The 25870-nt window shown below is 38.7% G+C and carries 20 protein-coding genes; 14 read left to right on the top strand and 6 right to left on the bottom strand.

Annotation, left to right across the window (positions count from 1 at the left end; genetic code table 11):
• The first annotated feature begins 1 nt into the window (after nucleotide 1).
• The 11 genes from O3598_RS02660 to O3598_RS02610 all read left to right on the top strand — a co-directional run bounded on the left by O3598_RS02660 (nucleotide 2) and on the right by O3598_RS02610 (nucleotide 13725).
• Nucleotides 2-688, top strand: a complete 687-nt coding sequence (locus tag O3598_RS02660) for a dTMP kinase (protein ID WP_005380943.1) — start codon at nucleotides 2-4, stop codon at nucleotides 686-688.
• 89 nt (nucleotides 689-777) lie between these two features.
• Nucleotides 778-1818: a DNA polymerase III delta subunit-related protein gene (locus tag O3598_RS02655; protein WP_323724956.1), complete on the top strand. Its 1041-nt coding sequence runs from the start codon at nucleotides 778-780 to the stop codon at nucleotides 1816-1818.
• On the top strand, nucleotides 1819-2664 hold the full coding sequence (locus tag O3598_RS02650; RefSeq protein ID WP_005382480.1) for a PSP1 domain-containing protein: 846 nt from the start codon (nucleotides 1819-1821) through the stop codon (nucleotides 2662-2664). It abuts the gene before it with no gap.
• Nucleotides 2657-3385, top strand: a complete 729-nt coding sequence (locus O3598_RS02645) for a tRNA1(Val) (adenine(37)-N6)-methyltransferase (protein WP_323724957.1) — start codon at nucleotides 2657-2659, stop codon at nucleotides 3383-3385. Before O3598_RS02650 ends, O3598_RS02645 begins: the two co-directional genes overlap by 8 nt.
• The gene (gene rsmI, locus O3598_RS02640; RefSeq protein WP_287532112.1) at nucleotides 3372-4217 is read left to right on the top strand and encodes a 16S rRNA (cytidine(1402)-2'-O)-methyltransferase; all 846 of its coding nucleotides are present in this window, start codon (nucleotides 3372-3374) and stop codon (nucleotides 4215-4217) included. The genes O3598_RS02645 and rsmI overlap by 14 nt, the downstream gene beginning before the upstream one ends.
• 34 nt (nucleotides 4218-4251) lie before the next feature.
• Nucleotides 4252-6201, top strand: coding sequence for a methionine--tRNA ligase (gene metG, locus O3598_RS02635; RefSeq protein WP_323725708.1), 1950 nt, complete (start codon nucleotides 4252-4254; stop codon nucleotides 6199-6201).
• Nucleotides 6201-6971, top strand: a complete 771-nt coding sequence (locus tag O3598_RS02630; RefSeq protein ID WP_005380831.1) for a TatD family hydrolase — start codon at nucleotides 6201-6203, stop codon at nucleotides 6969-6971. The genes metG and O3598_RS02630 overlap by 1 nt, the downstream gene beginning before the upstream one ends.
• 151 nt (nucleotides 6972-7122) lie before the next feature.
• On the top strand, nucleotides 7123-8658 hold the full coding sequence (locus tag O3598_RS02625; protein ID WP_016475399.1) for a Ppx/GppA phosphatase family protein: 1536 nt from the start codon (nucleotides 7123-7125) through the stop codon (nucleotides 8656-8658).
• Between the two features lie 9 nt (nucleotides 8659-8667).
• On the top strand, nucleotides 8668-10218 hold the full coding sequence (locus tag O3598_RS02620; RefSeq protein WP_009660900.1) for a Ppx/GppA phosphatase family protein: 1551 nt from the start codon (nucleotides 8668-8670) through the stop codon (nucleotides 10216-10218).
• A gap of 1 nt (nucleotide 10219) precedes the next feature.
• Nucleotides 10220-12337 carry a polyphosphate kinase 1 gene (gene ppk1, locus O3598_RS02615; protein WP_371451657.1) on the top strand — a complete coding sequence of 706 codons (2118 nt, stop codon included), beginning with the start codon at nucleotides 10220-10222 and terminating at the stop codon, nucleotides 12335-12337.
• Between the two features lie 416 nt (nucleotides 12338-12753).
• On the top strand, nucleotides 12754-13725 hold the full coding sequence (locus O3598_RS02610; RefSeq protein WP_371451656.1) for a 3D domain-containing protein: 972 nt from the start codon (nucleotides 12754-12756) through the stop codon (nucleotides 13723-13725).
• Nucleotides 13726-13844: 119 nt separating this feature from the next.
• Here the strand turns inward: O3598_RS02610 and msrB are convergent, their stop codons facing one another.
• The 3 genes from msrB to O3598_RS02595 all read right to left on the bottom strand — a co-directional run bounded on the left by msrB (nucleotide 13845) and on the right by O3598_RS02595 (nucleotide 17060).
• A complete protein-coding gene (gene msrB, locus O3598_RS02605; RefSeq protein ID WP_371451654.1) occupies nucleotides 13845-14780 on the bottom strand; it encodes a peptide-methionine (R)-S-oxide reductase MsrB in 936 nt (311 codons plus the stop codon).
• Nucleotides 14781-15902, bottom strand: a complete 1122-nt coding sequence (locus O3598_RS02600; RefSeq protein ID WP_009660955.1) for a 5-methyltetrahydropteroyltriglutamate--homocysteine S-methyltransferase — start codon at nucleotides 15900-15902, stop codon at nucleotides 14781-14783.
• 222 nt (nucleotides 15903-16124) lie between these two features.
• Complete coding sequence (locus O3598_RS02595) at nucleotides 16125-17060, bottom strand: LysR family transcriptional regulator (RefSeq protein WP_005380952.1); 936 nt, start codon at nucleotides 17058-17060, stop codon at nucleotides 16125-16127.
• A 107-nt stretch (nucleotides 17061-17167) separates the two neighbouring features.
• On the opposite strand from O3598_RS02595, the gene rnmV reads away from it, so the two are divergent.
• Both rnmV and rsmA read left to right on the top strand, forming a co-directional pair.
• The gene (rnmV, locus tag O3598_RS02590; protein ID WP_371451652.1) at nucleotides 17168-17698 is read left to right on the top strand and encodes a ribonuclease M5; all 531 of its coding nucleotides are present in this window, start codon (nucleotides 17168-17170) and stop codon (nucleotides 17696-17698) included.
• Nucleotides 17699-17755: 57 nt separating this feature from the next.
• A complete protein-coding gene (gene rsmA / locus O3598_RS02585; RefSeq protein ID WP_371451650.1) occupies nucleotides 17756-18610 on the top strand; it encodes a 16S rRNA (adenine(1518)-N(6)/adenine(1519)-N(6))-dimethyltransferase RsmA in 855 nt (284 codons plus the stop codon).
• 74 nt (nucleotides 18611-18684) lie between these two features.
• Here the strand turns inward: rsmA and O3598_RS02580 are convergent, their stop codons facing one another.
• Nucleotides 18685-19932: a sodium/glutamate symporter gene (locus tag O3598_RS02580; protein ID WP_005378508.1), complete on the bottom strand. Its 1248-nt coding sequence runs from the start codon at nucleotides 19930-19932 to the stop codon at nucleotides 18685-18687.
• 236 nt (nucleotides 19933-20168) lie between these two features.
• The gene (locus O3598_RS02575) at nucleotides 20169-21764 is read right to left on the bottom strand and encodes a peptide chain release factor 3 (RefSeq protein WP_371451648.1); all 1596 of its coding nucleotides are present in this window, start codon (nucleotides 21762-21764) and stop codon (nucleotides 20169-20171) included.
• 176 nt (nucleotides 21765-21940) lie between these two features.
• On the opposite strand from O3598_RS02575, the gene O3598_RS02570 reads away from it, so the two are divergent.
• Nucleotides 21941-24253, top strand: a complete 2313-nt coding sequence (locus O3598_RS02570) for a DNA topoisomerase 3 (RefSeq protein WP_371451646.1) — start codon at nucleotides 21941-21943, stop codon at nucleotides 24251-24253.
• A gap of 51 nt (nucleotides 24254-24304) precedes the next feature.
• Here the strand turns inward: O3598_RS02570 and O3598_RS02565 are convergent, their stop codons facing one another.
• Nucleotides 24305-25603, bottom strand: a complete 1299-nt coding sequence (locus O3598_RS02565; RefSeq protein ID WP_005380914.1) for a DEAD/DEAH box helicase — start codon at nucleotides 25601-25603, stop codon at nucleotides 24305-24307.
• Nucleotides 25604-25870: the final 267 nt, after the last annotated feature.

The following is a 25870-nucleotide window of genomic DNA, read 5'->3' as shown; positions in this document are numbered from 1 at the left end:
GATGGGGACTTTAATCATACTAGAAGGTGGCGATGGCAGTGGCAAAGCTACACAAACAAAGTGCTTGGTAGAACGATTACAAGCAGAAGGTCATCGTGTGCGCAGTGTTAGCTTTCCAAATTATGATAGTGATGCATCGATGCCGATTAAGATGTATTTATCGGGCCAATTTGGCACAGATGTAGACTCGGTTAATCCCTATGTAGCAAGTTCTATGTATGCTATCGATCGTTTTGCATCCTTTAGAATGGATTGGCAGTCATTTTATAATGATGGTGGCATCATTATTGCTGACCGGTATACGACGTCAAATATGGTTCATCAAATGGTGAAATATACGGATGCGGATAAACGTGTTCAATTTTTAGAATGGTTGGAAGACTTTGAATTTGTTAAGTTTGGTTTACCTCGTCCTGATGCGGTATGTTTGCTTGATGTTCCATTAGTCGTGACGGAATCTTTGATGTCTGAGCGAACTGGTAAAACAGGGGGAGAGACAGGGGATATACACGAAGGAAATAGAGTGTATTTGCAAGCTGTTCACAATGCCTATGATGAATTAGTTGAACGTTATCAATGGCATCGTATTTCCTGTGCCCAACAAGATAAATCTGGAACTTTTACAATGCGCAGTATAGAATCTATACATAATGACATATACGATGTGGTAAAAAGGATATTGAGATAGATAAAATCACATATCTTAGGACATGGCGACTCTTTAAAAAGTCGCCATTTTCCTATATAATAGTAATATTGGACAGGATAGGAGGGATTATGACATATTTTGATAATGTAATCGGTCAAGATACGATTAAAAACCACCTAACTGAATTGGTAAAACGGCAAACATTACCACATAGCTTGTTGTTCTATGGAGAGGCTGGACTTGGTAAACTTGATATGGCTATAGGGTTAGCATCGTTGATTTTAGGACGGCAGGTATTTCCAGGCCATAATGGGGCTGAATATCTAGACGAGGTAAAAAATGCACGCCTTGCCAATGGTGAAAGTGAAAAGAAAATAGAAGCGGAAGGTTTACCTATTTATATGGATAAGGGAGATGCATTTTGGATTCGTCCTATGAAATCAACCTTAAAAGTAGAACAATGGTATTCCCTATTGCAAGATCATCTATCTGTTGCTGGTCTTGGAAACCGCGTCGTTATCATTGAAGACTTTCACATGGCCAATGCTATTATGGCGAATGCCATGTTAAAAACGATTGAAGAACCACCGGCACAGGTGTACTTCATTATTATTACGAACAAGATTAATCTTGTGTTGCCAACAATTATTTCACGGTGTATGGGTGTGGGCTTTCAATCCGTTTCGGATGAAAGTATTCGCTACGCATTGCAGCAACGTGGTATTACAGGAAACATAGATGAAGCTATTTCGATGGGCCATGGTAACCCTGCTGTTGTGGAAGCATTAGTACAACAGGGAACGATAGCCATGTTGGAATTAGCCATACAATGGATGCGAACATTAGGCTCTGATTCACGATGGTTTTCAAAGATTGCCATATGGTGTGAGTCATTGACCCGTGATGATGCATTGGATTTAATGCATTGGTTACGATTGTTAAGTCGCGATATGATGGCCCTTAAATGTGGTGCAACCATAGAGCAACTGCAAGTACCCATGCATAGAACAGTATTATTAGAATTATTACCGCATTGGCCAATGGCCGCTTTAGCAACTGTATCTCATGAAACATTGCGCGCGGAACAGGCACTGCGGTTACACATAAAAATCGCTCTCGTGATGGACGGTCTTAGTATCGCCCTTCACGATGCTCGTGAGGAGGTTTAAATGGTAACCATCGTTGGCGTACGATTTAAAAAGGCTGGTAAGATTTACTATTTCTTACCTGGCGAAGAAACTCTAACAATCGATGATGGCGTCATTGTAGAGACAGCGCGTGGCGTTGAATATGGTACGGTTGTAATTGGACCAAAAGAGGTTGCAAAGGATTCTTTAGTGATGCCTGTAAAAGAAGTCATGAGGAAGGCTACACCTAAGGATTTACAACAATTAGAAAAAAATGAGGAACGAGAAGAAAAAGCCTTTGCTATATGCTTAGAAAAGATTGCGAAGCGCAAATTGCCGATGAAGCTAATTAATGTAGAATACACATTTGATATGAATAAAATTGTATTCTTCTTTACTGCCGATGGGCGCATCGATTTCCGTGAACTAGTAAAGGATTTAGCTACTGTTTTTAGAACGCGCATTGAGTTACGTCAAGTAGGTGTTCGAGATGAAGCTAAAGTGTTAAATGGCATAGGTGCCTGTGGCAGACCTTTATGTTGTTCTAACTTTTTAGGTGATTTCTCACCGGTATCGATTCGCATGGCTAAGGATCAAAACTTGAGCTTGAATCCGACCAAGATTTCTGGTGTATGTGGTCGACTTATGTGTTGTTTAAACTATGAAGACGATTTATATAAAAAGGGTGGAGACCTTTATGTAAAGAAGGATAGAACTCCATCGCCTCGCGACGTAGAGCCACCAGGTATCGGTAAAGAGGTCGTAACTGATGAAGGTATTGGTAAGGTTCTTAAGGTAAATTATCATAAACATACCGTTAAGGTTCAGTTGGAGGCAGGTCGAACCATCGATTTAAAATGGTCTGATGTGGCATTGCCAGATGAATAATCAAGAGCAACTCGATGATTTGATTATCGATGATTTAAAGATATATCAGCGGCACGATCAATTTCGCTTTTCCTTTGATGCTATTGCATTGGTTCATTTTTGCCGATTTAATCAGCGTCATCGGTATATAGACTTAGGCACAGGTACAGGGGTATTACCGTTAATAGGTACATCTCTAGGTGCTGGTCATATTACAGGTGTTGAGATTAATGAAGTAATGGCTAACATGGCTGAACGCAGTGTTCTATATAATCATAAATCCAATGTTATATCCATACTTCAAGGTGATTATCGCACTATGAATTATCAGCAATTTGGTTCCAAACCTTTTGATGGTGTTCTAGTGAATCCTCCTTATTTCGATCATCGACGAGGTGAAGTACCTAATGATAATCATCGTTGCTTAGCATTACATGATAGGTGTACTTCTATTGATGATGTATGTAAAGCGGCCTCGCGATTAATCAAAAATAAGGGGCGTTTATGGATGGTATATAGTGCACCTCGTTTATCAGAGCTCATACATGCATTAACAGCGGTTGGATTTGCTGTTAAACGAATACGCATGGTTCATGGTATGATTCATAAACCGGCTAAAATCGTTTTGATTGAGGCCATAAAGGTCGGTGAACAAGGGTTAATCGTTGAGCCGCCATTAATCGTATATAGCCAACCTAATGTGTACACGGAGGAGGTGTCTCGTTGGTATGAACGAAAATAACAAGGGCACCTTGTATTTAGTGCCTACGCCCATTGGCAATCTAGAGGATATGACGTATCGTGCTGTACGGATACTGGGAGAGGTTGATGCTATTGCAGCCGAAGATACACGGCACACTGGTATACTGTTAAAGCATTTTGAAATTAGTAAGCCTTTGATTTCTTATCATGAACATAATAAGGAAGAAAAAGGAACTGTTATTATAGAGATGTTATTAGAGGGTAAGAATATTGCTTGTGTTAGTGATGCGGGCATGCCTGCTATATCTGACCCTGGTGCAGATCTTGCATCGAAGGCCATTGCACAAGATATATCCGTTGTACCCTTACCGGGGGCTAATGCAGCATTAACGGCGCTTATTGCATCTGATTTAGATACTAAACAATTTACATTCTTCGGTTTTTTACCAAAGCGTGGGAAACATCGCAATGATGCTCTTCAGCTTATGGCGAAACAACGAGGAACGCTAATATTTTATGAGGCACCTCATCGTTTACAAGAGGTTCTCTGTGATATGTATGAGGCCTTTGGCAATCGACCGATTACGATTGCTCGTGAGGTAACTAAAAAGTTTGAAACCTTTTTACGCAGTGATTTAGCTTCCATTTGTGAGGACCTAAATCAAATTATCTATAAGGGTGAATTTGTCTTAGTGATAGGTGGTTGTGAGACGGGTGAACCGACTGATGATATGGAAGAACAACCTATATCCTATGAAGCAGCCGTAGCCGAATTAGTAGAAACAGGAGTACCAAAGAAGGAAGCTATTCGCGAAGTAGCAAAACGCTTTGGCGTTTCTCGCCGTGAGGTTTATAATATTGTAGAGCGATAACACTTTCACAAGTGATGAATAGAAGGAGATTATGATGGGCGATACAAAGAAGACATTTTATATTACAACTCCAATTTATTATCCTAGTGCTAAATTGCACATAGGTCATACATATTGTACATCTGTAGCTGATACAATTGCTCGTTTTAAACGTTTAGCTGGTTATGATGTACGATTCCTAACTGGTTCTGATGAACATGGTCAAAAAATTCAACGTGCTGCTGAGGCACAAGGTATTACACCATTAGAATATACGACTAATATTGTTAATGGATTTAAATCATTATGGGAAAAAATGCATATTTCCAATGATGACTTCATTCGCACTACCGATGCACGTCATGAAAAGGTAGTCCAAGAATTATTTACGAAAGCTTACGAAAAAGGCGATATTTACAAAGCAGAATACGAAGGTTGGTATTGTACACCTTGCGAATCCTTCTGGACTGAACAAAAACTTGGTGAAAATCATACCTGTCCAGATTGTGGACGTCCTGTAGAGCGCGTTAAAGAGGAAAGCTATTTCTTTAAACTTGGTAAATATACAGACCAATGGCTTAAATTTATCGAAGAAAATCCTGATTTTATTCAACCTGAATCTCGTCGCAATGAAATGATTCAATTCGTAAAACAAGGTCTTGAGGATTTGGCTGTTTCTCGTACATCTTTTGACTGGGGGATTAAGGTTCCATTCGACCCGAAACACGTTGTGTATGTTTGGTTCGATGCATTAGTAAACTATATTAGCGCATTATCTCCTTTCGATGGGGATGGTGAACTATATAAGAAATTCTGGCCAGCAGATCTTCATTTGGTGGGCAAGGAAATTGTTCGTTTCCACACTATTATTTGGCCTATGATGCTCATGAGCCTTGAGTTGCCATTGCCTAAAAAGGTATTTGGTCATGGTTGGATGATTGTAGATGGTACCAAGATGAGTAAATCTCTAGGTAATGTTATCGATCCAAATCCATTGATTGATACATATGGTGCCGATTCTTTGCGTTATTATTTGTTAAGTGAAATTACATTAGGCCATGATGGAAACTTCACATTGCCTAACTTTGTAACCAAAATTAATGCGGATTTATCTAATGATTTAGGTAATCTTTTAAATCGTACTATTGCGATGATTGAAAAATATCATGGTGGCATCATCACAAAAACTGATGATGTAGATGATTTAGATAAAGAAATTTCTTCCTTGGCAGAACAAACGGTAGCAGATTTTGAAGCTCAAATGGAAGCTATGGAATTAAATAAGGCCCTTAAAACAGTATGGGCTTTTATCAGCCGTATGAATAAATATATCGATGAAACTATGCCTTGGGTCTTGGCTAAGAGCTCTGATGAGACAGATATTCGTCGTTTGCAATCCGTTATGTATCATCTTGCTGAAAGCTTACGCATCATTGCCGTTCTCGTAAGCCCTGTTATTCCAGTGGGGGCTCCAAAAATTTGGGAACAGTTGGGCCTAGGTGGTTTTGAGCATGTCCAATTAGATGATGTACGTACATGGGGTGGTATTCCAACTGGTACAAAGGTCGTAAAAGGTGAGCCAATTTATCCACGTTTTGAAGTTCCAGAAATGGTAGAAATCGCTTCTGTAGAAGAAAAAACTACAGAATCTGTTGATACGTCTAATATTCCACCTTTAAAAGAAAATATTAGCTATGATGATTTTGAAAAATTGGATTTTCGTGTCGCTAAGGTTGTAAGTTGTGAAAAGGTACCTAAGTCTAAAAAATTATTGAAATTTGTATTGGATATTGGTCTTGAAGAACGCACTGTATTAAGTGGTATATCTCAATATTACGAGCCAGAATCTATGGTTGGTAAAAAGGTAATTTACTTAGCAAACTTGAGCCCTAAAAAGATGATGGGCATAGAATCTTACGGTATGATTTTATCCGCTTCTGATTGGGAAGAACATTTAGAAGTTACCAATATTGAATCATTACCAGCAGGGAGCATTGTAAAATAATGAAACTCTTTGATACACATGCACATATTAACGATAATCGTTTTGATAACGATAGAGCTGATATGTTACAATCTTGTTTCGATGCAGGCGTTGAATACATTATGATTCCTGGTGTTGATAGACAAACTGTTGAATCTGGTGTTGCATTGGCTGAAACAGATGACCGTTTATATGCGGCTGTAGGCACACACCCTCACGAAGCGAAAGATTTTACCGATGATGATTATGAATACTTTAAAGAGTTAGCATTACGCAATGATAAAGTGCGTGCTATCGGTGAAATCGGCCTAGATTATTATTATGATTTTTCTGATAGACCAACGCAAAAGAAGGTGTTTATACGTCAACTCGAGTTGGCTCGAGAGGTAGATTTGCCTATTATCATCCATGACCGTGATGCCCATGGTGATATCATGGATATATTGAGCAACGAAGGCAAGGACAATTGGGGGATTTTCCATTGTTATTCCGGTAGTTGGGAGATGGCTAAAGAGGCTATTAAATTGGGATTCTATATATCCTTTGCTGGACCTGTTGTATTTCCAAAGTCTACGAAGTTAAAAGAGGTTGCTAAACAAGTGCCACTTGACCGTATTCTTATTGAAACGGATTCTCCGTATTTAACACCACCTCCATTTAGAGGCCGTCGTAATGATCCGAGTAAAACACAATTTGTGGCTCAGGAAATTGCATCCTTACGCGGTATGGATGTAGATGAGTTTGCTTCGATTGCTTATGAAAATGGCAAACGTGTATTTGGAATAAAATAAATACTGCTAGTTATAGGATATATGTGGACTAATTATGGTTTATACATATATCCTTGGTAGGACGCGATTCTTTCGTAGAAAGGATCGCGTTTTTCTATGGTATACTAACATATATAGTCTATATCGATTTGGGCTTATAAAGGATGATAAGATGGAACGCATTGCATTTATTGACTTAGGATCGAATTCCGTTCGATTCGTTATTTATGAAATATCAGATACAGGTAGTTATCGCTTAATTTATCAGGAAAAAAATTCCATTCGCTTAAGCGAAAATATGTGGGGCAATCATAAACTGACAGAACCTGCTATGAATCGTGCCTTAGTATCGCTACAGTCTTATGTACATATGGCAAAAGCGCTTGAAGTAAATTCTATTAAAGCTGTTGCTACAGCAGCTGTTCGATTAGCTAAAAATGGTGATGAATTTATTGAAACCGTGAAACGTGAGACCGGGCTTGATTTAGAATGTATTTCAGGAGAAGAAGAGGCTCGTTTAGGCTTTTTGGGTGTTATTAATACGATTGGTCTCAAGGATTTTGTTATTTTTGACTTAGGCGGAGCCAGTACTGAAATTACATTAGTAAGAAATCGTCAAATTGAACAGTCTGTTAGCTTACCTATTGGTGCTTTAACATTAACCGGAACCTATCAGAAGGGCGATGAGTTTACAGACAAAGAATACAATAAAATGATTAAGGCCATTAGAAAGGTCATAGAGGAACAGCCTTGGCTTAAGAACACTAAAATGCCTCTGTTAGGTATTGGTGGTACTGCACGAAATATAGCCAAAATGGATCAACGTAAATTATCATATCCTATTACTAAATTACATAATTATGAGATTCCATACCATCGTTTTACAGAATTATTGGATGAGGTTAGATCTAAACCGTTAGGGCAACGCAAAAAAATAAATGGTCTTTCATCCGAGCGAGCTGATATCATAATTGCGGGAATGAGTATCGTCTATGAATTATTTAATTATGTGAATTGTAAAACCTTAGTTGTAGGTGGTTCTGGCCTTCGAGAAGGTTTATTTTATGATTATTATGGGCATAACTATTTAGGTGGTAATCCTATTATTCCAGATATATTGATTCACTCTGCAGAAAATGTTTTATTGGAGATGACACGTCATGAGCTCGTTCATGCTAAATATATTTGCAGATTAGCTGATACATTATTTGAACAATGGTGGTCCTTGCATAAGGGCGATAATGCGCTGCGCCGTTGTTTGCAAGTAGCATCATTATTGCATGATATTGGCAAACGTGTGAATTATTATAGTCATGCTCGACATGGTTGCTATATGCTGGTTAACAGTAATCTATACGGAATGACACATATTGAACAGGCTTTTAGTGCGTTTCTCGTTATGAATTCGCATGGTTTAACACCTAAGGAATATAAAAACTTCTTGTACGGTAAACTACTGGATGATGAGCAGCGTTCGATAGGGCAAAAGTTGTCAATTATTCTAGCTATTGCTGAGGCTCTTGATGAAAGTCATGAACAGCTGGTTATGAATTTAGATAGTCGAATTAGTCCAGATGAGGTGCGTTTGATTATACAGTATCCAAAGCATCTAGATATTGATATAACAAAAGGGGCTGTTGAAAAATTAGTGAAGCCTTTTAAAAAGGAATTTAAACGTCAGTTAGAAATTGAGTGGTCCCCTCAGTAGGAGGTAGGTATGACATTATCAAAAGTGCTCAGATATGCTATTTTACATGTTGGGTCTAGTAGCATGAGCATTACAATATTAGAATACAAAAGTATTGATGATGTACGTGTCATCGATTATGCAGCTCGAGAAGTGACCTTTGGAGAAGAATTATTTCAAACTTCACGTCTTAGCTTTAAAACGATTGAAGAGATTTGTGACATTCTTAAGGGCTATAAACAATTAATGGCTGATTATGGTGTGTCTAGATGCCGTTTATATGGCACTACCGTAATTCGGGAGGCCACTAATAGAAGAGCTATATTGGATCAGATTTTTATACAAACTGGCATGCGTGTTGAAGTGATAGATATGCCTAAAGAGGTATATTTTAAGTACGCTCTTGTATATTACGAAATGATGTACCATCATAAGGCGACAGATGAGGATACAGCTTGTCTCTTTGCAGATGTTACATCTGGAGGGGTTGGTCTAACAGCTTGGAGAGGAGCATCTTTGTTATTCCAACAAAACATGCATAGTGGTTCTCTCCGTGTTATGGAGTCTTTTAACAGAAATCAAAGGGCTTCTATATCGTTTAGCACTGCTATTACAGAATATTTGCATCGTATGATTAGTCCATTGCGAGAAGAATTGCAATTATTTAATATTAAGAATGTCATATTTTCCGGTGATGAAGCACGTTTAATCTTACAATTGATGGGATATAGTGATAGTGAACCTATTACAACAATTAACCCACAGCAATTTAAAGAGCTAGTAGACTCCTTTGATGGTATTACGGCTACCAAATTGATGAATCGGTATAAGATACCGGAATTTAAAGCTAATATTCTTATGCCTACAATGATTTTGTTTGCAGAAATCATTAATGCTATTCAACCAGAGTCTTTAATATTTAGTAGTTATTCTTTTTCACAAGGTATTAGTTGGTTTTACGGTGTAGAATCTGAAAATCATCCGTATATGTATCAGTTACGTGAGCAAAATGCTGACTTAGCACGTGCTATAGCGGCTCGTTATCACACGGATTCTATACATGATAGGGAGGTTGAACGTTTTAGTTTAGCCTTTTGTAATGCATTGCGTCATAAAGGCTTGCCAGAGCGGTGGGGATATTTGTGTCGCATAGCGGCAATCTTGTGTTCTGTTGGTAAATTTGTAAGCCTTAGAAATCATGGCGAGCATGCGTATCATATCGTCATGGGAACTGATATATTTGGACTTTCAGAGGAAGAAAAACAAGTAGTTGCGAATGTAGTTTATTACCACTATAAAGGGACACCTTCAGATGATGATGATTACTTTAGAGTGCTAACAGAATTACAGAAAATACAGGTTACAAAGCTTGTTGCTATCGTCCGTGTAGCCTGTTCATTAGATGCGGGAAGTAATCAAAAAATAGACGAGATACGATTAGAAGAGAAGGATAAAGAATTAATTGTTCACGTACGGACAAAGGAAAATATTTCTCTTGAATGGTGGACGTTTAATCGAGATTCTATCTATTTTAGCGAAATATTTGGTATGGAAATTTCCTTGACCATAGGGGGTGTATAAGTTGTTTACAAGTCCAAAGTACTATTTTAACCGTGAATTATCTTGGTTAAAGTTTAACCAACGGGTTGTATTAGAAGCGATGGATACGAGCAATCCCTTAATGGAGCGTTTACGCTTTATCGCTATTGCCAGTTCTAATTTAGACGAATTTTTTATGATACGCGTAGCGGGATTACGTCATCAAGCTATGAATGGTATTGTTAAATATGATGCTGCTCATATGGATGCCAAGGCACAGCTCAAAGCTATCGATGAATCTGTACAACGTTTAGTTTCGTTACAATATACATATCTACATCGCGTTTTAGCAGATTTAAAGGAAAAAGGGTTTAGTTTTTTTCATCCTGAAGAGTTAGATGTAAAGACAAAGGCCTGGTTACGTCATTATTTTGAGGAACAAATCTATCCTGTGGTCACTCCATTGGCCGTTGACTCAGGACATCCATTTCCTTTTTTGGCAAATAATACGATTAATGCTATTGTTCGCATCTTTCAAGTTCAACCAGATGGTACAAAGGATTATAAGATTGCAATTTTGCCAATACCGTCAGTATTAGATCGAATTATCGAGGTACCATCCTCCTCAAATAAGGTACATCGATTTGTGTATTTAGAGGATGTTATAAGTTATTATGCAATCCAGTTCTTCCAAGGTTATGGCATAGAAGAGGCCATGATTTTCCGCTTGACTCGTGATGCAGATTTGGAAATCGATGAAGAAGACGCAAAGGATTTATTGACAGAGGTAGAAGCCTCTTTACGGCGTAGACGCCGTGGTGATGCGGTTCGCTTAGAGGTTGTTAGAGCTGGTTCTCCTGAATTGTTGCGTACCGTATTGGCAAGTGTAGAACTTGAAGAAAAAGATGTATACCATATAGATGGTCATTTAGATTGTCGTATGTATTTCGATTTTTCAAATTACCCTGGGTATGATAATTTGCGCTATAAACCATTTGAGCCTAAAATACCAAGCGATTTAATTGGATTCGAAGGAGAAAATTTACTCGATGTGATTCGTAATAGAGATATATTTGTACATCATCCTTTTGAATCCTTTAGTGTGGTTGAACAATTTGTAGCACAAGCTGCGGTAGATCCAAATGTCTTGGCTATAAAACAAACCTTGTATCGCGTTAGTGGAGAATCACCCATTATTGCGTCTCTTATAAAAGCAGCGGATAATGGTAAGCAAGTTACTGTTTTGATGGAAGTAAAGGCCCGTTTTGATGAAGAGCATAATATTACTATGGCTCGTAGATTAGAAAAGGCGGGTTGTCATGTTATTTATGGGTTAAAGGGGTTAAAAACCCATTCTAAGATTACAATGGTAGTTCGCCGTGAAGAAGATGGTATACGCCGTTATGTGCATTTAGCAACGGGTAATTATAATGGTAAAACGGCCCGCATATATACGGATTGTGGCATTTTTACATGCAATGACGAATATGGTGATGATGCATCTCGCTTCTTCAATCTAATTTCAGGTTATTCGGATCCACCGATTTGGAATAAGTTTATCGTAGCACCATTAAATTTGAGAGAGAGAATTATGGATCTTATAGATGAAGAGATTCAATGTGCTAAACGTGGTGAAGATGCATATATTATTGCAAAAATGAATTCCTTACTGGATAAAAAAGTCATTGCCAAATTATATGAGGCCTCTGCTAATGGGGTGCGTATTGATTTGATTGTACGGGGGATTTGTACTCTTAGACCTGGCATTGCAGGGGTTAGTGATAATATTACGGTACGTTCAATAGTAGGGCGTTTCTTGGAACATCATAGATTGTTCTATTTCCGAAATGGAGGCAATGAAAAAATATTTCTTTCTAGTGCGGACTGGATGCCTCGTAATTTAAATGAACGGGTTGAATTGATGATTCCTATTGAGGATAAACGTCATAAAGCAAGAATTAAAGGTATTCTAGACTTATATTTAGTAGATACATTAAAAGCACATCTTATGAGATCCGATGGTTCTTATTATAAAGTATCTAATATAGAGGGGCCGTTATCTGCACAAGAAGAATTAATGGAGGCTGCTAATACACAAGATAGTAGGGAGCAAATGACAGTCATAGAACGATTTAAGCCAATGTTTAAGATGAAAGAATAATGAAATTTCAAAACGCTGTTATATAGATGTATAAATATAGATTATAAATACCCAATTTACGTATGTTTTAGTCGTTTTATTTATTGTAATATGAAATGTAAATGAAAATTTAGAACTTTAATATATTTTGTGGTAACAATAGAAAAACTCATAAATATTCACTTTATAAATAATATATACATCGTATACTATATATTGTAGTAGTATCTTATATACCTCCACAATTTTGCTTATGTAGTATGTTATCGAAAAATCTAGATATGTATTTATACAGTGGACAAAGTGTAAAAAAACAAAAGATTAAAAATAATAAAAACCATATATTATAAAGGTTTATCGACGATTGTTAACCTTATGCGTTTGACAGGTTATATCTAACTGTAGTAGAATATGATTGTTACAGGAGGTATTTCGTAATGAGAATTCAAAAGACGCACAAGCGATATATATCGTCTGTGGTTGCTGGATTGATGGTAACTGCAATAACCTTGACTGGTTTTTCTTACAACGATAAAACTGTTACAGTCATGGCTGATGGTGCAGCTCATACTGTTAAAACACATTTAAATTCGAATGAAGGTATCGTGCGTAACGCAGGTATTAAATTAAATCCGAAAGATAAAGTAATTAGCGATTCTAATTCTGTACAAGAAGGGACAACACTTACAGTAGTAAGAGCATTCCCAGTATCTGTTACAGTAAATGGAAAAACTAGAACTGTTTATACTACACAAACTACAGCAGAGGACTTAGCAGAAGAATTAGGCTTTAAAGCTCCTAATTATACCACTGCACCTAGTGGTGCTATTCAAGCTGGTAGTACTGTGAATATTGTACGTGTTACAAGCCGTGCAGTGAATACTGTGGATCAAGAAATCCCAGTTCAAGTTATTCGTCAAAAAGATGACACAATGGCTCAAGGTGAAGAAGAAGTTGTTCAAGTTGGTCAACCGGGCACTGAACGCGTTCAGGTTGAGACATTATATAATAATGGCACCGCTATTAGAACGAATGAATTGTCTAAGTCTGTAATGACAAATATGGTACCTACAATTATTAAAGAAGGTACTCGTGAAGTAACGACATCCCGTAATGTATCTGGCCGTGCATCTCGTTCCATCGTTATGGAAGCATCTGCTTATTTAGCAGGTGATGGCGACGGTGCTGGTATTACTGCTACAGGCATTCCTGCAGTACGCGGTGTAGTTGCTGTTGACCCTGATGTGATTCCATTAGGTACGCGCTTATTTATTCCAGGCTATGGTGAGGCTGTAGCAGCTGATACAGGCGGTGCTATCGTAGGGAATCGTATTGACCTTGTTATGGACTCCTATGGTGAAGCCATGGACTTTGGTCGACGTGATGTAACAGTTTACGTACTCGATTAATTCATATTAATAATAAATGGAGATATCCAAGTGATATCTCCTTTTTGTATAATTAACCTAATGAGAAAAGGACGATAGTTTCCAACGAGGAAATGTATCGTCCTTTTATTGTATAGATATTAGTCGATATAAGGAATTAGGTATTCATACTTTGTTCCTAATAATTCATTTTTAGGTATAAATTTGAGCGCAGATCCATTGATACAATAACGTAATGATCCATTAGGTCCATCTTCAAAGACATGACCTAAGTGGGCATTACCGATTCGACTACGCACTTCAATACGCTGCATACCGTGTGAGTTATCTTTGTAATATCGAATAACATCCTTTGCTATTGGTTTTGTAAAACTTGGCCAACCACAATGTGATTCGAATTTACGCGATGATCCGAATAGTGGTTCACCCGTTGTAATATCTACATAGAGTCCGGATTTAAACTCATCAGTCAATTCATGACTAAATGGTGCATCTGTAGCAGCATTTTGAGTTACTTCAAACTCTTGCGGTGATAAAATTTGCAAGTCTTTTTCGGTCGGTTTGTTATAGGCACTATCGTCTATAAGTGGCTCTTGGGATAGGCCGAGAGGAATGTGACAATAACCATTAGGGTTTTTGTCTAAATAATCTTGATGATATTCTTCTGCAGAGTAATAGTTATCGAGTGGTAATACTTCGATGGCGAAGGGCTTGCTTTCAAAGGATTGAGCACGTGCTAATGTAGTCTCGATAATTGCTTTATCAGCACTATCTGTATAGTATATACCTGTCCGATACTGAACTCCTTCATCCCCACCTTGTTTATTGATGCTAAATGGATCGATAGCACGCAAGAAATACTGAATTAAATGATCTAATGATAATATATCGGTATCATAGATTACTTTTAGTGCTTCTACATGGCCACTGTCATGACATACATCTTCATAACTTGGGTTGGTAGTAGGGCCGTTGGCATAGCCCACCTCAGTCGATACTATACCAGGAATTTGGCGAATATAACCTTGTAATCCCCAGAAACAACCACCACCTAAGTATATTGTGCGTTCTGTCATCTAATCACCCCATACTTCGTGTGCGATTTCTTTAACTAATGCTAATTTGGCCCATTGTTCTTCTTCGGTTAATTGATTGCCGATTTCGCAGGATGCAAATCCGCATTGAGGGGATAGGCAAAGTCTTTCGAGAGGAATGTATTTCGTAGCTTCCTTAATGCGAGCCTTAATCACTTCTTTATCTTCTAGTTCTGGACGTTTTGTTGTAATGAGGCCTAATACAACCTTTTTATTAGGTGATACTTCACGCAATGGTTCAAAGCCACCGGACCGTTCGTCGTCGAATTCTAAGTAATATGCATCTACGTTTTCTTTGGCAAATAGAATTGGTGCCACTGGTTCATAGCCGCCGCTAGCAGCCCAAGTAGAGTTGTAATTACCGCGGCATACATGTGTTGTAAAAGCTAGATCCTGAGGACGACCTTCAAGAGCCAAGTTATTTACACGCAAGTATTTTGCTGTTTCTCCTTCGATGGTTACACTTTTATCTTTTTGACGGCCAGTCCAATAGCCATGGTCGCAGCACATACCCCATGTACAATCATCAAATTGAATGTTGCGACAACCTGCATCGTATAAATCTTTTATAACTTGACGATAGGCTGCTGCAATATCTTGGATTAACTCCTCTAAATCTGGGTAGAAGGAACGTGTTACAGTACCATTATCTTCTCGGAATAATTCTGCTAAGAATTGAGATGGGGCAGGGATGGTTTGACGAGCTGTTGTATGTTCATCTTCGAATTGTTTTACGAATTTAAAATGTTCTACGAATGGGTGATTAGTGCCTGTAATTTTGCCTGTAAGTGCAAGAGAACCTGGTGCTGTTTCTTGGCCGTGGAATTTGTAGCCATGTTCAAGTTCAATTTCTTTTACACCATTGAATCCCCACATGAAATCTAAATGCCAATATGCGCGGCGGAACTCGCCATCTGTAATCACAGGTAGACCTGCTGCTTTTTGCTTTTTGATAAGGTCTGTAATAAGGCGATCTTCGACGGCTGTTAAATCTTCACGACTGATTTTGCCATCTGTGAAAGCTTGACGTGCTTCTTTTAATTCTGCTGGACGTAGGAAAGAACCTACAATATCAAAATGAAATGGTGCTAAATGGTTAGACATAATAAAACCTCCTATAATAAACGGTATAACCGATAATTTCGATAGGTTTATTATAGCTAAGTCTAACTATATTTAAAAATATCTATATGTTAATGTTTGGTATAGATTAGAGTTATGGAGGCAACCATATAGTATGGCATTAGTTATAAAGAAAAAGTACATCCTTCTGTATAGAGGATGTACTGATTTAGTTTGTTATTTTGATTTGTAGAATCGAAAGATTTATTTTTCGGTGGGCAATTGAATATGTTTGCCATAATTGTTTACATATTGCTCTAAGGCATTAATATATCCTTGTCCTAAACGACTGCGCTGCATTTTATTGTTAGTAATGTAGCCGATATGCATGATGCCTTCTTCTGCTAGGGGCACGGAAATGATACTTTCACCATTGAACTCCTTATCGATAACGCCGCTTGATACGGTGTATCCATTGAGGCCGATTAATAGACTAAAGAGGGAGGCCCTATCACGGACGCGTATATGTTTTGGGCGCACAACAGTACTAAAAATTTCTTCGGAAAAATAGAACGAATTATGGTCGCCTTGTTCAAATGATACATAAGGATATGGTTCCAATTCATTCATGGAGACCATTTTTTTAGTAGCTAATGGATGTTGTTTGCCGATAAAAATATGAGGGCTAGCCGTGAATAGCTCTGTAAAGGTTAATTCGTTAGTATGAATCAATTTTTCTAAAACAGGTCGATTAAAATCATTGTAATATAAAAGACCGATTTCGCTTTTCATATGCGCTACGTCATCAATGATTTCATAGGTTTGTGTTTCCCGTAACGAGAAATCATAAGAGTCTACATCGCTTTGATTGATAAGATCGATAAAAGCATTTACTGCAAAGGAGTAATGTTGTGTAGATACGGAAAATTGTTTTTTTCCACCTTTATTACTCTTATATTGTTCTTCTAACAGCGTAGCTTGTTCTAATACTTGGCGTGCATATCCTAAAAAACGCTCGCCCTCCTTAGATACAGTAATGCCCTTATTGGTGCGATCGAAGATGGTAATGCCCATCTCCTTTTCTAATTCTTTTATGGCTTTTGTCAAGCTTGGCTGAGATACGAATAAACGTTTTGCAGCCTCACTAATACTGCCGATATTGGCAATTGTCGTTACATATCGCAATTGTTGTAATGTCACAATTATCTCCTTATTTTATAGTTTTATATAATATTATACTAAACTATTACACCTATTTAAGCAATGCTATATATGTTACAATAATATAATAGATATAAGGAGGGCCTATGTTAAAAGAGGTTATTGTAGTAGAAGGAAAGTCGGATATACAACGTATACATCAAGCTATTGACGCTGATTGTATTGCTACGGAAGGATTTACCTTGCGCAAGGGCGTTATTGAACAGATTCGCGTAGCCTATGAGAAGCGGGGCATTATTATTCTTACCGATCCAGATACGGCTGGCGAACGTATACGTCGCGTATTAACAAAGAAATTTCCTAATGCACAACATGCCTTTGTTCCTCGCGATGAGGCCTATGCAAATGATGATATTGGCATCGAACAAGCTTCGCCAGAGTCTATTATAAAGGCTTTATCCGTACTCCATACAGAATCATTGGTATCTAGCGAGGAATTTACGATGGCAGATCTTGTACGACATGGCCTTTCTGGATTTCCTTATAGTGCTGATAAACGAGCTACCGTTGGTGCTGCTTTGGGTATAGGATATGGAAATGGCAAACAGTTCTTATATCGACTCAATCATTATGGCATCAGTCGTGATGAATATGAACAAGCCGTTTCAAGATGTTAATATACTTTCAACAAACATAGTATTAAATTCGTAATAAAATTTAGAATAGGAGTATTCATGATTGAATCTATCATTGCGAGTCCAGAAGTAGTTCATTATATCTGTAAACGTTTTGATATTAAAATGAGCAAAAAGTTGGGCCAGAATTTTCTGATTAAGCGTGGCATTGTTGATGAAATTGTAAAAGCTGCGAATTTACAAGAAGGAGAGCCTGTTTTAGAAATTGGTCCTGGTATTGGCACGCTTACACAAGGCTTAGCACAAAGTGGTGCTAATGTAACGGCTATTGAGCTCGATACGCGTTTATTAGAGGTTTTAGATACGACACTAGCTCAATATAGTAACGTGACTATTGTTCATGGGGATGTGTTGAAATTGGATGTACCGTCCATTATGCATCATGAACCGTTCAAGGTTGTTGCTAATTTGCCATATTACATTACAACGCCTATTATTATGTCTCTTTTGGAAAGTAGATTGCCTATAGAGCGCCTCGTTGTGATGGTACAAAAAGAAGTAGCCTTACGGATGGTGGCAAAGCCAGGTACGAAGGACTACGGTGCTCTATCGGTGGCTGTTCAGTATTATACTAAGCCCGATATCGTGTTAGATGTTCCGCCAAAATCTTTCTTGCCAGCGCCAGCTGTAACGAGTTCTGTCATTCGCTGTGTATTGCGTGATAAACCTCCTGTGGATGTGATTGATGAGAAACTATTCTTCCGCGTTGTGAAAGCTGGTTTTGCACAACGACGTAAAACATTTGCTAATACAATGAAGACGACAGGGCTTTCTAAAGATCGAATTGAAGAGCTTTTAGCAAAAGCCAATATCGATGGTCAACGAAGAGGAGAGACATTTACCCTCCAAGAATTTGCCGATGTAGCCAATGCGTGGGCGGCCTTAATTAAATAATATAATTAAAAGGTCCTAAGGATTATCCTTAGGACCTTTTGGCATAAAAAAGGACCCGAATGGGTCCTTTCATTTTAGTATAGAATGCCAGCCATTGTTGTAATAATAAAGGCATTAGCAAAGTCGATTAAGAATGCACCTACCAAGGATACAACGAGCCATGCACGAGGGGATGGGCCGTGTTTACTTGCTAAGGATAACATATTAACCAATGCGTTTGGCGTAGCACCTAAGCCGAAACCGATAGCACCTGCACCGAGCATAACGGAATCGTAGTTGCGACCAAATAGGAAGTAAATAATGTATGCGAATACACAGATAAGCGCCATTTGTGCAACTAAGATTGTAATAAGTGGTAATGCAAGGTCGATTAATTGTACAAGTTTCAAGCTATTGATTGCCATTGTAACGAATAGGGACAATGCTACATTAGATACAGCATCAAGGGCAGCATCGTTAATCTTGTAGGATTTTGTAAAGTCACCAAAGTTACGAATGATGGCTGCACAAATCATAGAGCCAATGTATGCAGGTAATGGAGTTAAGATAGATAAACCTGCACTTACGATGGTACCAATGCCAAGAGCTAGGCCAATCCACATACAAATCGTTAACAAATCTTGAGAGTTGAATTGCTTTCCGCCGCCTTCAACGTGATCTTCGATATAATCGATGTTGTCATCATCCATAGTTTCAGGGTTGTCGTAAGGTGTTTTTACCTTATGCATTTTGATGATGCGTTCTCCTACTGGAGCACCTAAAATCGTACCAGCTACCATACCAAATGTAGCTGCTGCTACGGCTGCAGATGCAGTACCTGGAATACCAAGTAATTGTTCATAGTATGGACCGAAGGCACCTGCCGTACCGAGACCACCAATCATGGATACGGAACCGGCCATGATACCAATAATAGGTTCAATACCCAATGCTTTTGCAATGGCGATACCTGCAGTATTTTGAACTACAATCCACACGGCACAAGCAAGGAAGAAGAAGATAATGAAAATACCGCCTTTTTTCAATACCTTTAAGGAAGCCATCAAACCGATGGTAGTAAAGAAGGCAAGCATTAAAAAGGTTTGCAAGGAACCTTCAAATTTAATATCCAAAATATGATAATAAGAAAGAATAGCAGTTAAAAATGCAAATGGTAGAGCCCCTACAGCTGGTGCTGGCATACACATGCGTTGTAAAAACTTGGAATGTTTATTAATCCAAGTACCTATGAATAAGGTAATTACAGCGAGGCCCACAGTTTGAATCATGGACAGGTTTAGTGTCCATACATCGTTGACTAACTTTAGGTCAATCAGTGGCATAAAATCACTCCTTTTAACAAATAAAAATAATTTATTACATTGTATCATGAACAACCAATTAAATACTATAGAATTTATCATGTATACAAAATATGTATAGATTATATATTCTACGACTTCCTTATAAATTCCTCTAATGAGAATAGAAAAACTTTTGATTGTATGAACGTGAGACTGAAATGGCGAAGGCTCGATAGAAAGGGCCTTCGCCATTTATATAGTGAACTACGATTTAATTAAATCTCATTATGTAATTTTGGTGTTGTTAAGAATGTAATATCTGGATTACGTTCTAGAACCCAACCCATTTGCCATTCGTTGGCGATGAGTACAACGGTGCGGTCACGGTTATCCTTTACGATCATTGCATTATCTAGACCTTTTAGTGTGGATGTATCTACGTCTCCGTCAATCCAGCGTGCCACACTGTATGGCAATGTATGATTTAATAAATCGACACCGTATTCATTTTTTAGGCGGTATTCCAATACTTCAAATTGAAGCATACCAACAGCGCCAACTACGAAGGAGTCGAGAGCACCTGATTGTTCAAAGATTTGAACAGCCCCTTCTTGGGCAAGTTGTGTCATGCCTTTTTGGAATTGTTTGCGTTTCATCGTATCTTTTGGTGATACACGAGCAAAGAATTCAGGTGGGAAGACAGGGAAGTCGCCAAATGTAACCTTGTGCTTTTGTGCACATAGTGTATCGCCTACACCCATTGTGCCGGCGTCGAAGACACCGATAATATCGCCAGGATACGCATCTTCTACAATGGTACGTTCTGTAGCCAAGAATTGTTGTGGTTGTGATAAGCGAATCGTCTTATTCGATTGGCGATGCAATACAGACATGCCCTTTTCAAATTTACCAGAGCAGATACGCATAAATACGATGCGATCATGGTGATTAGGGTCCATATTGGCTTGAATTTTAAATACTAATGCCGAAAAGTCTTCGCTTGTAGGTTGTACAACCTCTTCGATAGCTTGACGTGGAGCTGGGGATGGAGCGAGTTCTAAGAATTTTTCTAAGAATGGTTTTACCCCAAAGTTTGTCATAGCGGAGCCGAAGAACATCGGTGTCAATTCGCCGGCGCGCACCTTATCAAAGTCGAATGGATCGCCTGCAACATCTAATAATTCGATATCATCAAGCAATGCTTGATATACATCGTCACCTAATAATTCTTTCATACGAGGGTCAGTTAATGCACCTTTTTCAGAGGCTAACTTTTCTTGACCATGTGTTTCATCCTTAGCAAAGAGCTCGATCGTTTCATGTTCTCTATCGTATACGCCCTTGTATTCACCGTTGATACCGATAGGCCAGTTCATAGGGCATGTACGGATGCCGAGAACGTTTTCGATTTCTTCCATCAAATCGAATGGATTACGACCAAAATGGTCAATTTTATTTACGAATGTAAAAATCGGAATACCCCGTTCTTTAGAAACAGCAAATAGTTTTTTAGTTTGTGCTTCCACACCTTTTGCTACGTCGATGAGCATGACTGCACTATCGGCAGCCATCAATGTACGGTAGGTATCTTCGGAGAAGTCTTGGTGACCAGGTGTATCGAGGATGTTTACGCGACATCCATCGTAGTCGAATTGCAATACGGAACTCGTTACAGAGATACCACGTTGCTTTTCGATTTCCATCCAGTCAGATACAGCATGTTTTGCCGTTTTTCGAGACTTAACGGAGCCTGCCAAGTGAATAGCGCCACCGTATAAAAGTAATTTTTCTGTTAATGTTGTTTTACCCGCATCCGGGTGAGATATGATAGCAAACGTACGACGACGTTGTACTTCTTCTAAAAATGTCATAATTCACCTCTGTTGTTTCGCTTGTGAAAGTTTAATTGTATTGTACAATTTTCACATTATTCATATCTTTAAAATTATACATGATTTTGGTAGTTATGACCACTAAATTGTAGTATAATGAGATTTCAAAGAGCGACTACGGGGATGGTCGCCATATGTACGTTAAGGAGGGGACCATGCGGTTATTTATTGCAGAAAAGCCATCCATGGCTCGAGAAATCAGTAAATGTTTGCCGGAAAATAAGAATATACAAAAACGCAATGGTTATTTTATCCAAGGTGACGATGTTGTTACATGGGTTGTAGGGCATGTATTACATCAAGCCGAGCCTGGTGACTATGACGATAAATATATTCGTTGGCGTCCTCAAGACTTACCAATTGTACCTACTGAGTGGAAATTACTCGTAACCGATAGCAGTCGTCAACAGTTTGAAACTGTAAAAGAGCTGATTGGAAAGGCCGATATTATTGTCAACGCGGGTGACCCGGATAGAGAAGGTCAGTTATTAGTCGATGAGGTTTTGTATTTTGTAGGCAATACAAAACCGGTGCAACGGATTTTATTAAATGCATTGGACGAGAAATCTGTAAAATCGGCATTAGGTGATTTGCGCGATAATAAGGACTTTCACAATCTATATCAATCTGCATTAGCTAGAGCGCGTGCCGATTGGTTAATCGGGATGAATTTATCGAGGGCCTATACATTATCTGAACGGTATAAGGGGAATAAGGTAACATTGCCTATAGGCCGTGTAAAAACACCGACACTAGCACTCGTAGTACGTCGTGAGCGAGAATTAGCCGACTTTAAACCGGTTGATTATTTTACCGTTAAAATTTTATATACCCATGAGAATGGTACCTTTTGGGCAACGTGGCAACCTAAGGATGAACAAAAAGGATTAGATCCAGATGGGCGTCTCATTAATAAAGGGGTTGCTGAAAGCTTAGTGCAACAGCTAGCATCAAGCCTTGATGGTGTGGTAAAATCCGTTACAAAATCCAAGAAGAAAGATTTACAACGGTTGCCATTATCACTATCGTCATTACAAGTGTTGGCAGGGAAGGCATACTCTTATGACCCTCAAACTGTACTTGATACGGCACAGAAATTATACGAGAAAAAATTGACCACGTATCCTCGTTCTGATTGTGAATACTTGCCACCTAATCAATATGGTGATCGTATGGCTATTCTCAGCAATTTAGCGCAATCGGGGGATGAAAAACTTTCACAATGGGCACAAAATGCGGATAGAAATATTAAGAGTCGTGCATGGAATGACAAAAAGATTACTGCCCATCATGCCATCATTCCAACCACAGTTGCTTGTAATGTAAACAGCCTAACTCAAGCAGAACGTAATATTTACTTTCTCATCAGTCAGGCCTATATTGCTCAATTTTATGGAGAACATGTATATGAGCAAACAAGGATTGTAGTTGGTCAATGCGAGGAAGAATTCGTTGCCAATGGTCGCGTTGTTATTGAAGAAGGCTGGAAGTCCTTATATAAGCGTCAAAAGTCTAAGACTAACGCAGATGGTGATGAACCGGACTTAACCGATGAACGAGGTGCAGAATCGGGGCCTAAAAAGGATGCTATCGAAGAAGCAGATCATTTGCCGTCGGTTAAAAAGAATGACTCAGTTAAATATACGGATTCATCTGTAGAGTCAAAACAAACAAAACCGCCCTCTCGATTTACGCCTTCTACATTATTACAAGCGATGAAGGAAATTCATAAGTTTGTTAAGAATGAAGAGTTGAAGAAACAATTGAAGGCCGTATCCGGTATTGGAACGGAAGCGACGCGGGCAAATATTATTGATGAATTAATCAGTCGTGGGTTTATGAAGACATCTGGTAAGAAACAGGTGTTATCTCCTACCGATACGGGATATCTTTTGGTAGATGCATTGCCTGATGAATTATTATATCCTGATGAAACAGCCATTTGGGAGGAACGTCTTGCTCTTATGAGTGAGGGGGAGGATACACTGGAGTCATTCCTAAAAGATCAGATTCAATTTTTACAACACTTAATTGATAAACTTGGTTTTGATAAACTGGTAAGTCGTGATCAAATGATGCCCAATGTGGTCCGTACCATTTCGAATCAAAATGCAAGACGGCCTATGGATGCCAATCAAGTAAATCTGAAGGATTTACCTGAGTGTCCATCCTGTAAGAAGGGGCGATTACAACGGCGGAGTGGTAAGTTTGGCGCCTTTTTAGGTTGTACTAATTATCCGTCTTGTCGATATACTCAACCTGTAGGTGGTGGTCAAAACGAGGATTCAAATCTGGAGGTTCCGGAAGAGTCAAAGCAATATATATGCCCTCGATGCAAAAAAGGATATTTTGTAAAGCAACAGATGAGAGGACGTACTACATGGGTTTGTAGTAATCGTTTAGCTTGCAAGACGCAGTGCATGGATGTAGAGGGTGTACCGAGTATCTATGCAAATCAAAATAAATAATTGCACATAAAAAATGCGTGTAGCTTATGATATGCTACACGCATTTTTGTGTTATCTTCGATTGCCACGTCGACCTGTTTGTGATGTAGAGGTACGGCGTTGTCGAGTATTGGAACCCTTATGGCCTCGAGCCTTATGGGCTTTTGCCTTTGTAGATTGATAGGAACTTGTGATTTTAGGTTTTGATGTTGCTTTTTTGCGTTTTGGCGCAGTGCTGGCATTACCTTTAGTTTTGATTTGCCCATCTTTTGTGTATTTTGTTAAGGTTGCTTGGATCGCACGTTCTATGCGTCGTAACCAAGATTCATCGGCTGGCGTAGCAAATGTAACGGCTATACCAGAATTACCTGCACGACCTGTACGACCGATACGATGGATGTAGTAATCTACATCATGAGGTACATCATAGTTGTATACATGAGTGATGCCCTCAATATCGATGCCGCGCGCTGCAATATCAGTAGCCACCAAAATTTGTGTTTTTGCCTTGGCAAAGTCTCGAAGTATTTGTGTGCGTCGGCCCTGTGTTAGGTCGCCGTGCATTTCAGCAATGTTGAGACCTGCAGCTGTCAACTCGTAGGATAGTCGAATGGCGCCTTCTCGCTTGTTACAGAACACGATTGCCAAATATGGATTATCTTCTTGGATCATCTTGATGAGGCGAGGTGTTTTATCCTCTGGATTCATCATATATACGCGTTGGTCAATTGAGTCTAGTGTAATGTGTTTACCTTCCGCTGTTACAGATACCGGTTTTGTCATATATGCTTTTGCTAGGTTGCGTATCTTGTCCGGAATTGTAGCAGAGAAGAGTAACAATTGTCGATTCGCATCTGTTTGACCGATTAGATTTTCTATGTCTGGTAAAAATCCCATGTGAAGCATTTGATCCGCTTCATCTAACACTACGCGACGGATCGAATCGAGATGGAGGGAGCCGCGCTTAGCGTGGTCCAATAAGCGACCTGGTGTACCTAGGATAACGTGAGGACGTCTACCAAGTTGTTGTAATTGGGATTCAATCGTTTTACCACCGATGAGCGGAAGAATATCGACATCCAACACAGCGCCTAGCACCTTTGCTTCGTCGGAAATTTGTTTAATGAGTTCCCGTGTTGGTGCGATAATCAGTACTTGTTCTTGATGTACATCTGTGTGAATGCGTTGCAATATAGGCAATAAGAAGGCTAATGTTTTTCCTGTTCCTGTTTGTGCCTTTGCAATAATATCATTGCCTTTGAAGACGATAGGAATCGATTGTTCTTGAATCGGCGTTGGTTCTTTTATGCCTTGTTTTTGTAAGGTGCTAATAAGTTCGTCGCAAACGCCTAAGGATTTAAAAGATTTCATGTGTCGTCCTTTCTTTAATACATATTATATTAATTATACCCAATCTATTAGAGTGGAGCAAATTTATATCATTATAGAATATTCTAGGGAGAATAATGAGTGTTGAATAACATCTAATTAAATGAATAAAATTTAGAAAATGAGAATTTGATAGGTGAAATTGAGATTAGAAGTCTTAATAATGACAAGCAATTCTTGAAACGCAAGTATGAAAATGAGAATGAATGTATAATAAATTGATAACAAGATAACCTTAATTATCATTTT

This window comes from Veillonella atypica (genome assembly GCF_041431435.1).
GTDB lineage: Bacteria > Bacillota > Negativicutes > Veillonellales > Veillonellaceae > Veillonella > Veillonella atypica.
Note: the sequence above shows the minus strand (reverse complement) of the source record. Positions and strands in the feature narration are given on the sequence as shown.

Bases quoted from the DNA above. Each gene is read 5' to 3' on its own strand.
- O3598_RS02660 (WP_005380943.1), top strand. From the start codon at position 2: ATGGGGACTTTAATCATACTAGAAGGTGGCGATGGCAGTGGCAAAGCT.
- O3598_RS02655 (WP_323724956.1), top strand. From the start codon at position 778: ATGACATATTTTGATAATGTAATCGGTCAAGATACGATTAAAAACCAC.
- O3598_RS02650 (WP_005382480.1), top strand. From the start codon at position 1,819: ATGGTAACCATCGTTGGCGTACGATTTAAAAAGGCTGGTAAGATTTAC.
- O3598_RS02645 (WP_323724957.1), top strand. From the start codon at position 2,657: ATGAATAATCAAGAGCAACTCGATGATTTGATTATCGATGATTTAAAG.
- rsmI (WP_287532112.1), top strand. From the start codon at position 3,372: ATGAACGAAAATAACAAGGGCACCTTGTATTTAGTGCCTACGCCCATT.
- metG (WP_323725708.1), top strand. From the start codon at position 4,252: ATGGGCGATACAAAGAAGACATTTTATATTACAACTCCAATTTATTAT.
- O3598_RS02630 (WP_005380831.1), top strand. From the start codon at position 6,201: ATGAAACTCTTTGATACACATGCACATATTAACGATAATCGTTTTGAT.
- O3598_RS02625 (WP_016475399.1), top strand. From the start codon at position 7,123: ATGGAACGCATTGCATTTATTGACTTAGGATCGAATTCCGTTCGATTC.
- O3598_RS02620 (WP_009660900.1), top strand. From the start codon at position 8,668: ATGACATTATCAAAAGTGCTCAGATATGCTATTTTACATGTTGGGTCT.
- O3598_RS02610 (WP_371451656.1), top strand. From the start codon at position 12,754: ATGAGAATTCAAAAGACGCACAAGCGATATATATCGTCTGTGGTTGCT.
- msrB (WP_371451654.1), bottom strand. From the start codon at position 14,780: ATGACAGAACGCACAATATACTTAGGTGGTGGTTGTTTCTGGGGATTA.
- O3598_RS02600 (WP_009660955.1), bottom strand. From the start codon at position 15,902: ATGTCTAACCATTTAGCACCATTTCATTTTGATATTGTAGGTTCTTTC.
- rnmV (WP_371451652.1), top strand. From the start codon at position 17,168: ATGTTAAAAGAGGTTATTGTAGTAGAAGGAAAGTCGGATATACAACGT.
- rsmA (WP_371451650.1), top strand. From the start codon at position 17,756: ATGATTGAATCTATCATTGCGAGTCCAGAAGTAGTTCATTATATCTGT.
- O3598_RS02580 (WP_005378508.1), bottom strand. From the start codon at position 19,932: ATGCCACTGATTGACCTAAAGTTAGTCAACGATGTATGGACACTAAAC.
- O3598_RS02575 (WP_371451648.1), bottom strand. From the start codon at position 21,764: ATGACATTTTTAGAAGAAGTACAACGTCGTCGTACGTTTGCTATCATA.
- O3598_RS02570 (WP_371451646.1), top strand. From the start codon at position 21,941: ATGCGGTTATTTATTGCAGAAAAGCCATCCATGGCTCGAGAAATCAGT.
- O3598_RS02565 (WP_005380914.1), bottom strand. From the start codon at position 25,603: ATGAAATCTTTTAAATCCTTAGGCGTTTGCGACGAACTTATTAGCACC.